The organism is Amycolatopsis tucumanensis (assembly GCF_021654135.1).
Taxonomy (GTDB): Bacteria; Actinomycetota; Actinomycetes; order Mycobacteriales; family Pseudonocardiaceae; genus Amycolatopsis_E; species Amycolatopsis_E tucumanensis.
Genome location: NZ_JAKGSD010000012.1, coordinates 20,934 through 33,974, shown reverse-complemented (window position 1 = coordinate 33,974; position 13,041 = coordinate 20,934). Strand labels below are relative to the sequence as shown.

Genomic DNA, 13,041 nt, shown 5'->3' with positions numbered 1-13,041 from the left:
CGTGACACTGGTGGTCGCCGGCGCCTCGCTGGCCGGCCTGCGCGCGGTGGAATCGGCGCGGCGCGGCGGCTACCGAGGCCGGATCGTGCTGATCGGCGCCGAGGAGCACCCGCCCTACGACCGGCCCCCGCTGTCCAAGTCCTTCCTCGCCCCGCACGCCCCGGCGCGGGTGGCGCCGTTCCGGTCCGCGGCGGAGCTGCGGGAGGACCTGGGGGTCGACCTGCTGCTGGGCGCCCCGGCGACGGGCCTGGACACCGGCGCCCGCACTGTTCGGGTGGGTGAGCGGGAGATCGGCTACGACGCGCTCGTGATCGCCACCGGCGCCACGCCGCGGCGGCTCCGCGGGGCCGCCGGGCTCACCGGGGTGCACACCCTGCGCACCGCCGAGGACGCTTTGGCCATCCGCGCCGCGCTGGACCGCGGCGCGCGCACGGTCGTCGTCGGGGCGGGCTTCATCGGATCGGAGGTCGCCTCGGCAGCCCGCGCCCGCGGGCTGCCGGTGACCATCGTGGAAGCGCTGGACGTGCCGCTCACCCGCTCAATCGGCCCGCAGGCCGGCGCCGTCTGCGCGGATCTGCACCGCGCGGCCGGCACCGGACTGCGGTTGTCCACGGCGGTCGAGGGGCTGGAGTCCGCAGCCGGAGCCGTGACCGGCGTCCGGCTCGCCACGGGCGAGGTCCTGCCGGCCGACCTGGTGGTCGCCGGGATCGGGGTCGCCCCGGCCACGGGCTGGCTGGAAGGCAGCGGCGTGCCGCTGCACGAACGCGACCGGGGCGTGGTCTGCGACGCCACACTGGCCACCGGGGTGCCCGGTGTGTACGCGGCGGGCGACGTCGCCCACGTGGCGAACCCGTTGTTCGGCGGGGAGCTCATGCGCCTGGAGCACTGGACCGGCGCCGCCGAACAGGGCGCGGCGGCCGCTCGTCACGCGCTCGATCCGGCTGCGGCGCGCCCGCTGACCCCGGTGCCCTACTTCTGGTCGGACTGGTACGGCCACCGCATCCAGTTCGTCGGCACGCCGCACGGGGACGAGGTGCTGGTCGCGGTGCCCGCCGAGGAGGGGTTCACCGCGCTCTACCGCCGCGGCGACCGGATCACCGGCGCGCTCACCGTCGACCGCCCGCGGGAGATCATGAAGTACCGGCGGTTGATCGCCGCGGCGGCGCCGTGGCCGGACGCGGTCGTCTTCGCCGCTGCCACCAGGGCCGCCGCCTAGAATGGCGATCATGGGCGACACTCTCCCGGGCCGGTCGGTTGCCGGCGGCCAGCACCGGCAGCCGATCATCGCCGCGGCGATCGAGCTGACCGCCCGGGAGGGCTGGTCGGCGGTCACCATGGCCCGGCTGGCCGAGGCCACCGGGGTCAGCCGCCAGACCGTCTACAACGAGGTCGGCTCGAAGACCGCGCTGGCCGAAGCCATGGTCGTCCACGAGCTCGACCGGTTCCTCGCCGTGGTCCGTGACGCGTTCGACCGGCATCCCGGCGACCTCGTGGAGGCGATCTACGACGCGGTGCGCAACGTCCTCGAACTCGCCAGTGACAACGTCCTGCTGCGCGCCGTCGCGACGGCCACGCACGGCGCGGACACCGAACTGCTGCCGCTGCTGACCACCCGGGCGGACACCCTGATCACCGAGGCGAAGGTGATCCTCCTCCGGCGCGTGGAGTCCTACCGGCCCGGGCTGACCGCCGACCAGATCGGCGTGGTGGTCGATGCGCTCGTCCGCGCCGTCCTCAGCCACGTCATGCAGCCCTCGGACACCCCGGCCCGCACGGCCGACGGACTGGCCTGGCTGGCGGCCCGCGTGCTCGACGACCGCGCGCGGACGCCCCTGCGCTACAGCGGGCGCTGACCCGGGGGTCAGACCCGGCTGGGCGCCACCGATCCCGCGCCCACCTCCACCACCGGCAGCCCGGGGAACTCCGCGGGCCGGTGGGTGACGATCACCGCCGGACGGGACGCCACCAGTGCCCGCAGGTCGGCGGCGAGCCCGGCGGCCGTCGCGCCGTCCAGGTGGGCCGTCGGCTCGTCGAGGAGCACCACGGGCCGGTCGGCCAGCAGGGCGCGGGCCACGCCGATCCGCTGCCGTTCCCCGCCGGAGAGCGTGGTGCCGTGCGCGCCGAGCGGTGTGTCCAGGCCTTCCGGCAGCGCCGCGAGCACGGCGCCGAGCCGGGCCCGCCGCAGGCACTCCCGCAGCTCGTCGTCGGAGGCGCCTGGCCTGGCCAGCAGCAGGTTCTCCCGCAGCGTGCTGTCGAACAGGTGCGTGTCCGGTCCGCACCACGCAAACCCGGCGCGGACGTCGTCGGAGGTGTTCGTCCGCGTGTCGGTGCCGGCGATCCGGACGGCGCCGCCGGATGGGTCCAGGTTGCGCATCACCGCGGCCAGCGCGGTGCTCTTGCCCGACCCGGACGGTCCGGTGAGGACGACCGGGCCGTAGCCGGTGCTCAGGTCGAGGCCGTGCACCGCGTCCACCGCGGCGCCCGGCCAGCGCACCGACAACCCGTCCAGCTCCAGCGGCCCGCGTCCGGCGGCCACCGGCGCGGCCGGTTCCGCGACCGGCGAGGGCAGGGTGTCGAGCTCGGCCAGCCGCCGGGCGCCCAGGCGCGCCGCCAGCAGCCGCTGCGCGGCTTCCGGCAACGCGGCCACCAGTTCGGTCACGGCCAGCGGCGTCAGTGCGAGAACCGCGAGCGCCGGGCCGTCCAGCCGTCCGGCGCGCAGCGCGGCGACGCCGGCCACCAGGCAGCCGATCATGGTCATCCCGATGGACAACGTGCTCAACCCCGCGCCGAGCCCGCGCGCGGCGGCGGAGCGGCGCAGTGCCGCGGTGAGCTGGGAAGCCCTGTGCCGCAGCGCGTCCAGACGGCGAGGCGCGGCGCCGAACGCGATCAGGTCGGGCGCGGCCTGCAGCAGCTCGACCGTCCCGGCGGTCACCGACGCGCGCGTCGTGCTCGTGTCGCGTTCGGACTTCGCCGAGGCCAGCGCCGACAGCGCGGGCGCGGCCACTCCGGCGCACAGCAGCCCGGCGGCCATGATCACGCCCGCCTCCGGCAGCAGCCGGCCGAACCCGGCCGCCGCGCCGAGTCCGACCACGGCGGCCGACACCCCAGGCACGACCACGCGCACCAGCAGGTCCTGCTGGCTGTCCACATCGGACATCAGCCGGTTCAGCAGGTCGCCGCGGCGCCGGCGGGCGGTCACCGCGGGGCCGAGCCGGACCAGGGTGGTCCACACCCGCACACGCAGGTCGGCCACCGCCCGCAACGCCACGTCGTGCGACAGCAGCCGCTCGGCGTACCGCAGGACGCCCTTGGCGAGGCCGAACGCGCGCACCGCGACGATCGCCACCATCAGGGACAGCACCGGCGGGTGCAGCGCGGCGCTGGAGATCAGCCACCCCGACGCCGCGGTCAGCGCCACGCCGCTGCCGAGCGCGGCCGCGCCGGCGGCGCAGGCCAGCGCCAGCCGCCACCGGTAGGGCCGGATCGCGGTCCTGAGCCACTGCCAGGTGCCCGCGCCGGTCGCCGGCTCCTCCCCGGTCGCGGTGGTGACCGGGGCGGGCGCGGACGCGGGACGCGCGGCGGGGCGGCTGGGCGCGGCCGGAGCGGCGGTAGCCGCGGGGGACCGCAGCTCGATCACCCGGTCGCACGCGCGCAGCACGGCTTCGCGGTGGCTGACGATCACGGCCGTGCGCCCGGCCAGCGTCGCGGGCAGCCGGTCCAGGATGGCGTTCTCGGTGTCCGCGTCGACGCCCTCGGTGGGTTCGTCGAGCAGCAGCAGCGGACGGCCGGTCAGCAGGGCGCGGGCCAGCGCGACCCGGCGCTGCTGCCCGGTGGACAGGCCCGATCCGAGCTCGCCGACCGGGGTGTCCGGCGGCAGGTCGAGCCCAGCCGCCTCCGCGGCGCGGGCCACCTCGTCGTCGCCGGCGTCCGGCCGTCCGAGCCGGATGTTGCCCGCCACGGTCCCGGCCAGCAGGCACGGCTTCTGCGGCACCCACGCCACGCGTTCCTGCCAGGCGGCGCGGTCGACCTCGGCGAGGTCGACGCCGTCGGCGAACACCCGCCCGGCGTCCGGGGTGAACCAGCCGAGCAGCAGGTCGAGCAGGGTGCTCTTGCCCGCGCCGCTCGGCCCGCTGATCCCGACCACCTCGCCCGGCTCGACGCGCAGACTCAGCTCGTCGAGCACCGGGGCGGAGCGCCCGTCGACGCGCACCCGCTCCAGCCGCAGCGGCACCCGCGCCGGGTTCGGCGCGGGACGGCGGCCACCGGTCGTGCCCGGTTCGTCCTCGAGTACCGCGAACAGGTCCCCGGCGGCCGCGATGCCCTCGGTGCTGTCGTGGAACCGGGCCCCGACCGCGCGCAGCGGCAGGTACACCTCGGGCGCCAGGATCAGCACGACCAGGGCGGTGTGCAGGTCGAGTTCACCGGCGAGCAGCCGCAGCCCGATCGACACCGCGATCAGCGCGACCGACAGCGTGGCCAGCAGCTCCAGCGCCAGCGCGGACAGGAACGCCACGCGCAGCGTCCGCATGGTCTCCAGCCGGTGCCGCCGGGTGATCTCACGCAGCCCTCGCCGCTGGGCCTTGGCCCGGCCGAACGCGGTCAGCACCGCCAGGCCCGCGACCAGGTCGAGGAAGTGGTTGCCCAGCACGGCGAGCGTGCGCCACTGGCGGTTCACCGCGCGCTGGGTGTAGAGCCCGATGAGGATCATGAAGACCGGGATGAGCGGCACCGTCACGCCGAGGATCACCGCGGCGACCCAGTCGGACAGCAGGATCCGTAGCCCGACGACGGCGGGCACGATCGCGGCGAGCAGCAGTTGCGGCAGGTACCGCGCGAAGTAGCCGTCCAGCCGGTCCACGCCGCGGGTCGCGAGGGTCGCCAGGTCGGCGGGGGACCGGCCGCCGGAGCGTCGCGGCCCGGTGCGCAGCACGTGCGTGACGAGCGCGGTGCGCAGCTGGTCGAGCACCGCGGCGGACGCGCGGTGCGCCAGCGTTTCGGACAGCCAGGCGATGCCGGAGCGGCCCAGCACCACCACGACGAGCAGGAGCACCGGCACGGTCAGCGCGGCCAGCGTGGTCCCGTCGAGGAAGGCGCCGGTGATCGCCGTGGCGAGCAGGTCCGCCTGGACCAGGACGAGCAGCGCGGTCGCCACCCCCAGCGCCGCGCACCCGAGGACGAACGGGCGCGCGGCGCGGGCGTGCCGCAGCAGGCGCGGGTCGAGCGGCCTCATACCGGCAGGCCCTGCGAGTCCGGAATGGACGCGCGGGTGACGCGCTTGCGGAACACCCAGTAGGTCCAGCCCTGGTAGAGCAGGACGATCGGGGTGAACACCACGGCGACCCACGTCATGATCTTGAGCGTGTACGGCGTGGACGCGGCGTTGGTGGTGGTCAGGCTGTTCGCCGCGTCCGTGGTGGACGGCAGCACGTCCGGGTAGAGCGAGCCGAACAGCGTGGCCGTCGTCGCCGCGATCGCCAGCGCCGTCAGGGTGAACGCCCAGCCGTCGCGTCGCAGGTCCGTCATCGCGACCGCGCCCGCCAGGCCGAGCGCGGCCACCGCGGTGGTGGCCCAGGTCCAGCCGTGGCCGTGCGCCAGCTGCGTCCACAGCAGGAACGCCCCGGCCGGCACGATCGCGACGACGCCGAGGCCGCGGACGAGGCGGCGGGCCCGCTCGGCGACGTCCCCGTCGGTCTTGAGGGCGAGGAACACCGCGCCGTGCAGCGCGAACACCGACAGCGTGGTGACGCCGCCGAGCAGCGCGTAGGGGTTGAGCAGGTCGAAGAACGAGCCGGTGAAGTGGTGCTCGGCGTCGAGCGGGACGCCACGGAGGATGTTGCCGAACGCCACGCCCCACAGCAGCGCGGGCACCGCGGAGCCGGCGAAGATCGCGACGTCCCAGCCGCGCCGCCATCCCGTGCTGTCCAGTTTGCCGCGGAACTCGAACGCGACGCCGCGCACGATCAGCGCCACCAGGATGATCAGCAGTGGCAGGTAGAACCCGGAGAACAGGTTGGCGTACCAGAGCGGGAAGGCGGCGAAGGTGGCGCCGCCCGCGACCAGCAGCCACACCTCGTTGCCGTCCCACACCGGGCCGATCGAGTTGATCATGACCCGGCGGTCGGTGTTGTCCCGGCCGAGGAAGGGCAGCAGGATCCCGACGCCGAAGTCGAAGCCCTCCAGGACGAAGTAGCCGGTCCACAGGACCGCGATGAGCAGGAACCAGATGTCGGTGAGCGGCATGGGATTCTCCTAGTAGGTGAACACCGGCGGACGGGCCTCGGTGTCCTCATCGGACTTCCCGGCGTCCTGCTCGGGCTCCGGATCGGGAACGTGCTGGGCGTAGCGGTACATCAGCGTGCCGTCGATCGCGGCGAGCGCGCCGTAGAGGATCGTGAAGACGATCATCGAGGTGAGCACGCTCCCGGCCGCCACCGTGGGGGAGACGCCGTCGGCGGTCTTGAGCACCCCGAACACCACCCACGGCTGGCGGCCCATCTCGGTGAAGATCCAGCCCAGCGCGCTGGCCGCGAACGGCAGGGCCAGGCAGGCGATGGCCGACCGGTAGAACCACGGCGAGCGCGGGGTCCGGCCCCGGCGGGACACCCACAGCCCGATCAGCGACAGCAGTCCCATGAGGAACCCGAACCCGATCATCAGCCGGAACGTCCAGTAGGTGACCGGCACGTTGGGCGTGTAGTCGCCGGCGCCGTAGGTCTGCTCGGCCTGCGCCTGCAGGTCGTTGATGCCCTCGACCTCCCCGTCGGACGAGCCGGTCGCCATGAACGACAGCACCCGCGGCACCCGGATGCTGAACACCTCCTCCGATCCGTCCAGCGAGCCGATCGTGAACAGCGAGAACGACGCCGGCGCGACCGTGTCGTAGAGCGCTTCGGCGGCGGCCATCTTCATCGGCTGCTGCTCGGTCATGAGGCGGGCCTGGATGTCGCCGGTGACGACGACGCCGGCGCTGGCGATGAGCACCGTCACCAGCGCGGCGCGCATCGACGGGCGGAACACCTCGGGGGCGCGCTTCTTCTTCAGCTGCCACGCGCTGATCGCCACCACGAACACGCCGCCGGTGACGAAGCACGCCGTGATGGTGTGGGCGAAGGCGCCCACCGCGGTGGAGTTGGTGAGCACGGCGGCGAAGTCGTTGAGCTCGGCGCGGCCGGTCTGCGGGTTCACGCGGTAGCCGACCGGGTGCTGCATCCAGGAGTTCGCCGCGAGGATGAAGTAGGAGGACAGCAGGGTTCCGGTCGCGGCGAGCCAGATCGTGGCCAGGTGCAGCCGCTTGGGCAGCCGGTTCCAGCCGAAGATCCACAGCCCGAGGAACGTCGACTCCAGGAAGAACGCGAGCAGGCCCTCGATGGCCAGCGGCGCGCCGAAGATGTCGCCGACGAAGGCGCTGTAGTCGCTCCAGTTCATGCCGAACTGGAACTCCTGCACGATGCCGGTCACGACGCCCATGGCGAAGTTGATGAGGAAGAGCTTCCCCCAGAACTTCGTCATGCGCAGGTAGTGCTCCTTGCCCGTGCGGACCCACGCGGTCTGCATCCCGGCGACCAGGAACGACAGCCCGATCGTCAGGGGCACGAAGATGAAGTGGTACACGGTGGTGATCCCGAACTGCCACCGCGCCAGGTCCAGCGCGTTCATCGCCTCTCCCCTCACCAGCTCCCGGGCGGAGCAAGATCGGGTCCAGCGTCGTCGGCGCGGAGTGCGCGCGAGCAGGGCCGTTGGTCATCTTCGCCGGGGACCGCGGTCCCATCCGGACTCGTGCGCCGCCGCCGGGCCGGCGCGGGGAGCGCCGAAGGTCCCTGGGCGCGGTGCCGTTAGGCCCTGCTTTTCCGGCCCGGGCGGGACGAGCCTGGCGGGCAACACGTCATGCGAGGAACGAGGAGCACGCCATGCACGCGTGGGAGATCATGAGCAAGCCGGTGGTCCGGGTGCTGCCCTCGACCAGCGTCCGGGAGGCGGCCGCGTCGCTGGTGGAGCACGGGTTCGCCGGGATGCCGGTGGTCGACGACGGTGAGCGGGTGATCGGCATGTTCACCGAGGCCGACGCGCTGCGCGCGACCACGGCGGGCGGGAACGGCGCGACGGTGGCGGAGTACATGTCCACTCCGGTGGAGGTCGCGTCCATGGCGACCGAGATCGAGGGCATCGCCCGCCGCATGCTCGCCGACCGGCTCCGCTGCGTGCCCATCACCGAGGATGGTGTCCTCGTCGGTGTCGTGAGCCGCCGTGACCTGCTGCGTCCGCTGGTGTCCTCGGACGACACCGTCGCCTCTGTCCTGGGCGCGGTGCTGACCGACTATTCCGGGCACCGCGGCGAATGGCGCGTCGAGGTGAGCGACGGCGAGGCCGTCATCAGCGGCGAGTTCGCCGACGAGGCGGAGCGGCGCGTGGTCGGCGCGCTGGCGCGGTCGGTGCGCGGTGTGACCGGCGTAACGCTGAAGTCGGTCCCGCGAACCTGACCGAACCCTTCGACGGCGACCACCGTGCCGGGATCTCCGCTCCCGGTGCGGTGGTCGCGCCGCGTCCGGCGCTTCACCCGGCGATCGCCGCGCGGCGCAGTGCGGCGCCGGCGAGGAGGCGTTCCCGCGCGGCGATCGCCGGTTCGCGAGACTCCAGCGCGAGGTGCTGGTGCAGCAGCGCCTTGTCCCGGTACCACGCGGCGACCTCGTCCGGGGGCGCGATGGCCGATGGCCGGTGCGCAGCCAGGTGCTGCAGCTCGATCAGGGTGTTCATCATCGTCACCGCCCTTGCCCTCAGGTGTGTTCAGCCTGTCCGGACCGCCTCGCGGGGACGAGAGCCCCGGGGCCCCGGATCACGGGACCTGGGGCCCCTGGCCACAAGGCCCTTCGGCAGGGGCGCGCACGACGAAAAAGACGACCGCCCCGGCCGGAACCGGGGCGGTCGTCTCGGAACGCCGGCTCACGCCATCCGGTCCATCTCCCGCCGGCTCACGCCATCCGGTCCATCTCCCGCCGGATGCGCCGCTCGCTGGGCGAGTTCGGCGAGAACGTGTCCCAGGTGTGCATGATCAGCCCGACGCCCCAGGCGCCGAGCGGGAAGACGGGCCAGAAGAAGTCCGCGCCCGTCAGCGCCCACACCCCGATCAGGAAACCGTTGATGAGGACGAAGACGGCCACGTGCTGGTAGTAGTCGCGTTTCTGCTTGAGCCGTGCCACGGCGTGCTCGCGCCGTCCGGCTTCCGTGTCGGTCACGGTGACCACCTCCTTGTGCCCCACCAGCGTCAGCTGTTCCGGGAGCCCGCACTACGGGCCCTGGTCACCTCACGGCGGGGACCTTCGGCCTTGCCGCGCGGTGACCGCTCACGTCACGACACGTGACGGGAGGGTGCCTGGTGGGGCACGATGGTCGGCATGGCGGTCGAGGACCAGCGTGACCTCGGGGGACAGGATCGGCCACTGCGCGAAACGTTGTCGCAGCTGCGGCTGCGGGAACTGCTGCGTGAGGTGCAGGACCGCATCGAGGAGCTGGTCCAGTCGCGCGACCAGATGGACGGGCTGCTGGAGGCGATGCTCGCCGTCGCGAGCGGGCTGGAGCTGGACGCCACCCTGCGGCGCATCGTGCACTCGGCGATCGACCTCGTTGACTGCCGCTACGGCGCGCTGGGGGTGCTGACCCAGGACCGCGAGTCGCTGGCGGAGTTCGTCTACGAGGGCATCGACGAGGCGACCCGCCGGGAGATCGGGGACCTGCCGACCGGGCACGGCCTGCTGGGCCTGCTGATCGAGCAGCCGAAGCCGATCCGGCTGGACGACCTGTCCCAGCACGTCGCCTCGTCCGGGTTCCCGGCGCACCACCCGCCGATGAAGACCTTCCTCGGCGTGCCCGTGCGGGTGCGGGACGAGGTGTTCGGCAACCTCTACCTCACCGAGAAGAACAACGGCCAGCCCTTCACCGAGGACGACGAGGTGGTCGTGCAGGCGCTCGCCGCGGCCGCGGGCATCGCGGTGGAGAACGCGCGCCTGTTCGAGCAGGCCCGGCTGCGGCAGCAGTGGCAGGAGGCCACCAGCGAGGTCCGCGCCGAACTGCTTGCCGCCGCAGATCCGGCCGACGTTCTCACGCTCATCGCGACCCGCGCGCTGACGCTGGCGCGTGCGGACTACGCGCTGATCGCGCAACCCGAGGATCCGGACATGCCCCTGGAGGACGTCACGGAGCTGGTCGTCACCGTGCACGCCGGCCTGGATCCCGGCCGGCTGACCGAGCGGAAGATCCCGGTCGAGGGGTCCACCTGCGGGGCGGCGTTCCGGGACGCGCAGCCGCGGCGGGTGGACAGCCTGGAGTTCGAGGTGTCCGCGGAGTTCGGTCCCGCGCTGGTGCTGCCGCTGCGAGCGTCTCGCACCTCGGTCTCCGGCGTGCTGGTGGTGGCCCGGCGCACGGGCGACGCGGCCTTCGACAGCGCGCACCTGCCGTTGGCGGCGGCCTTCGCCGACCAGGCCGCGCTGGCGCTGCAGCTGGCGGAGGACCAGCGTTCGATCAGCGAACTCAAGGTGGTCTCCGACCGCGACCGGATCGCTCGTGACCTGCACGACCACGTGATCCAGCGGCTGTTCGCCCACGGGCTGGCGTTGCAGAGCACGCACATGCGTTCCCGCAACCCGGAGATCCAGCGGCGGCTGGCCGACATGATCGACGACGTGCAGAGCATCGTTGCGGAAATCCGCACGGCGATCTTCGATCTGCACGGCGGCCTGCACGGCACCGGGCAGCTGCGCAAGCGGCTCGACGACGTCATCGCGGAGATCACCGGCGACACCGGGCTGCGCACCACCGTGCGCATGTCCGGTCCGGTCGGCGTGGCCGGTCCGGAGCTGGCCGAGCACGCTGAGGCGGTGCTGCGCGAGGCGCTGTCCAACGCCGTGCGCCACGCCAAGGCCACGTCGCTGATGGTCACCGTCTCCGCCAGTGACGAGCTGGTCATCGAGGTGGCCGACGACGGGATCGGCATCCCGGACACCGTGGCCCGCAGCGGCCTGCACAACCTGCGCGAACGTGCTGACCAGGCGGGCGGCAGCCTCTCCGTCACGGCGGCCGAGGACGGCGGCACGCGGTTGACCTGGGCGGCGCCCGTCTCCTAACCGCGCCTGGCCGGCGCGACCGGCGAGACCGTTGTGCCGGCGCGCCCGGCCAGGACCGCTGCCGCTTCTTCGAGGCGGCCGATCGCCGCCAGCGCGCCGCCTGACTCCACGAACCGGCAGGCGGCGTCCACCTTGGGCCCCATCGACCCGGCCGGGAAGGTGCGGGCCCGCAGGCCGGCCGGATGGGCGTGGCGGATGGGGCGTGCGGCGGCGGTGCCGTGGCCGTCCTCGACCGCGGCGACGTCGGTGAGCAGCAGCAGGGCGTCCGCCTGCAGCGCGCTGGCCAGCAGCGCCGCGGTGAGGTCCTTGTCGACCACCGCTTCCACGCCGTGCAGCTGCCCGTCTTCGTCGGCCACAACCGGCACCCCGCCGCCTCCGCCACAGACGACGGTCGTGCCGCTGTCCGCGATGAGCCGGATCAGGGGCAGTTCGACCACGTCGGCGGGCTCGGGGGACGGCACGACCCGCCGCCACGCGGAGCCGTCCCGGCGCACCTGCCAGCCGTTGCGGCCGGCGAGCCGCCGCGCGGTCTCCTCGTCGTAGACCGGTCCGATGAACTTGGCAGGCTGCCGCAGCGCCGGGTCGTCCGCCCGCACCAGGGTCCGGGTGAGCACCGCGGCGGCGGGCAGGCCGGCGCGGTTGTGCAGCGCTTGCGCCAGCCAGTAGCCGATCATGCCCTGGGTCTGCGCGCCGAGCACGTCGAACGGGTAGGGCGCGGTGAGCGCCGGGTCGCCGGCGGTCTCCAGGGCGAGCAGGCCGACCTGGGGGCCGTTGCCATGGGTGACGATCAGCCGGTGCCGCCGGGCCAGCGGCGCCAGCGCGTCGGCGGCCGCCTGGACGTGCTTCTCCTGGATGCCGGCGTCCGGGGTCTCGCCCCGGCGCAGCAGGGCGTTCCCGCCGAGGGCGACGACGATCCTCATCGCCGCACCGTCGCGACCATCAGCGCCTTGATGGTGTGCATCCGGTTCTCGGCCTGGTCGTAGACGACCGAGGCGGGGGAGCGGAACACCTCGTCGGTCACCTCGAGCGCGGCGACCCCGTGCGCGGCGGCCAGCCGGCGGCCGAGGCCGGTGTCGCGGCTGTGCAGGGACGGCAGGCAGTGCAGGAACTTCACCCGCGGGTTCCCGGTCGCACCGAGCAGCTTGGCGTCCACCTGGTAGGGCAGCAGCTGCTGGATCCGGTCGTCCCAGGTCTCCTCCGGCTCGCCCATGGACAGCCAGACGTCGGTGTAGACGAAGTCCGCGCCCCGCACCCCGGCGCGGGGGTCGTCGGTGACGGCGAGGTCCGCGCCCGACCCAGCCGCCAGCCCGGTGGCCAGCTCGCGGACCGCGGGGGACGGCCACAGCTCGCGCGGCGCGCAGATGCGGACCGACATGCCCAGCAGGGCTCCGGTGACCAGCAGCGAGTTCGCCGTGTTGTTGCGGCCATCACCCACATAGGCGAGCGTCAGGCGCTCCAGCGGCCCGGCGACGTGGTCCCGCATGGTGAGCACGTCGGCGAGCATCTGCGTGGGGTGCCAGAGGTCGGTGAGCCCGTTCCAGACGGGCACGCTGGCGTGAGCAGCCAGGACGTCGACGGTTTCCTGTGCCGACCCGCGGTACTCGATGCCGTCGTACATCCGGCCGAGCACGTGCGCGGTGTCCTCGACCGACTCCTTGTGGCCGAGGTGGGTCTCGCCGGGGCCGAGGTAGGTGACGGCGGCGCCTTCGTCGTGGGCGGCGACCTCGAAGGCGCACCGGGTTCGGGTGGAGCTCTTCTCGAAGATCAGCGCGATGTTGCGGCCGGCGAGCCGCTGTTCCCGCACGCCCGCGCGCTTCTCGTGCCGCAGCCGGGCGGCGAGGTCAACGAGGTGCGTGAACTCCTCGCGGGTCAGGTCGGTGGCCGTGAGCAGGTTGCGCCCCTGCAGGTCCATGGTGGTCTCCTCGGG

11 protein-coding genes are annotated in these 13,041 nt (G+C 73.6%); 4 read left to right on the top strand and 7 right to left on the bottom strand.

Annotated elements, in window-relative coordinates; all coding sequences use genetic code 11:
- Position 1: 1 nt before the first annotated feature.
- A complete protein-coding gene (locus tag L2C96_RS14765; RefSeq protein WP_020421664.1) occupies positions 2-1,216 on the top strand; it encodes an NAD(P)/FAD-dependent oxidoreductase in 1,215 nt (404 codons plus the stop codon).
- 1 nt (position 1,217) lies between these two features.
- The gene (locus L2C96_RS14760) at positions 1,218-1,853 is read left to right on the top strand and encodes a TetR/AcrR family transcriptional regulator (RefSeq protein WP_020421663.1); all 636 of its coding nucleotides are present in this window, start codon (positions 1,218-1,220) and stop codon (positions 1,851-1,853) included.
- Positions 1,854-1,861: 8 nt separating this feature from the next.
- Here L2C96_RS14760 and cydD read toward each other — a convergent pair whose 3' ends face one another.
- The 3 genes from cydD to L2C96_RS14745 are packed head-to-tail and all read right to left on the bottom strand — an operon-like array spanning position 1,862 to position 7,656.
- Positions 1,862-5,230 carry a thiol reductant ABC exporter subunit CydD gene (gene cydD / locus L2C96_RS14755; RefSeq protein ID WP_237336531.1) on the bottom strand — a complete coding sequence of 1,123 codons (3,369 nt, stop codon included), beginning with the start codon at positions 5,228-5,230 and terminating at the stop codon, positions 1,862-1,864.
- Complete coding sequence (gene cydB / locus L2C96_RS14750) at positions 5,227-6,240, bottom strand: cytochrome d ubiquinol oxidase subunit II (protein ID WP_237336530.1); 1,014 nt, start codon at positions 6,238-6,240, stop codon at positions 5,227-5,229. Before cydB ends, cydD begins: the two co-directional genes overlap by 4 nt.
- A gap of 9 nt (positions 6,241-6,249) precedes the next feature.
- The gene (locus L2C96_RS14745) at positions 6,250-7,656 is read right to left on the bottom strand and encodes a cytochrome ubiquinol oxidase subunit I (protein ID WP_237336529.1); all 1,407 of its coding nucleotides are present in this window, start codon (positions 7,654-7,656) and stop codon (positions 6,250-6,252) included.
- Between the two features lie 251 nt (positions 7,657-7,907).
- Between L2C96_RS14745 and L2C96_RS14740 the strand changes: the two genes are divergently transcribed.
- The gene (locus L2C96_RS14740; protein ID WP_237336528.1) at positions 7,908-8,477 is read left to right on the top strand and encodes a CBS domain-containing protein; all 570 of its coding nucleotides are present in this window, start codon (positions 7,908-7,910) and stop codon (positions 8,475-8,477) included.
- Positions 8,478-8,550: 73 nt separating this feature from the next.
- Here L2C96_RS14740 and L2C96_RS14735 read toward each other — a convergent pair whose 3' ends face one another.
- Positions 8,551-8,754, bottom strand: a complete 204-nt coding sequence (locus tag L2C96_RS14735; RefSeq protein ID WP_237336527.1) for a hypothetical protein — start codon at positions 8,752-8,754, stop codon at positions 8,551-8,553.
- A gap of 212 nt (positions 8,755-8,966) precedes the next feature.
- Positions 8,967-9,230 carry a 2TM domain-containing protein gene (locus tag L2C96_RS14730; RefSeq protein WP_237336526.1) on the bottom strand — a complete coding sequence of 88 codons (264 nt, stop codon included), beginning with the start codon at positions 9,228-9,230 and terminating at the stop codon, positions 8,967-8,969.
- A gap of 159 nt (positions 9,231-9,389) precedes the next feature.
- Here L2C96_RS14730 and L2C96_RS14725 point away from each other — a divergent pair, with 159 nt between their 5' ends.
- Entirely contained in the window at positions 9,390-11,114 is a 1,725-nt protein-coding gene (locus tag L2C96_RS14725; protein ID WP_237336525.1) for a GAF domain-containing sensor histidine kinase, read from the top strand.
- On the opposite strand, the gene L2C96_RS14720 is transcribed toward L2C96_RS14725, so the two are convergent.
- Both L2C96_RS14720 and argF read right to left on the bottom strand, forming a co-directional pair.
- A complete protein-coding gene (locus L2C96_RS14720) occupies positions 11,111-12,034 on the bottom strand; it encodes a carbamate kinase (RefSeq protein WP_237336524.1) in 924 nt (307 codons plus the stop codon). The genes L2C96_RS14725 and L2C96_RS14720 overlap by 4 nt on opposite strands.
- Entirely contained in the window at positions 12,031-13,026 is a 996-nt protein-coding gene (argF, locus tag L2C96_RS14715; protein ID WP_237336523.1) for an ornithine carbamoyltransferase, read from the bottom strand. Before argF ends, L2C96_RS14720 begins: the two co-directional genes overlap by 4 nt.
- Between the last annotated feature and the right edge of the window lie 15 nt (positions 13,027-13,041).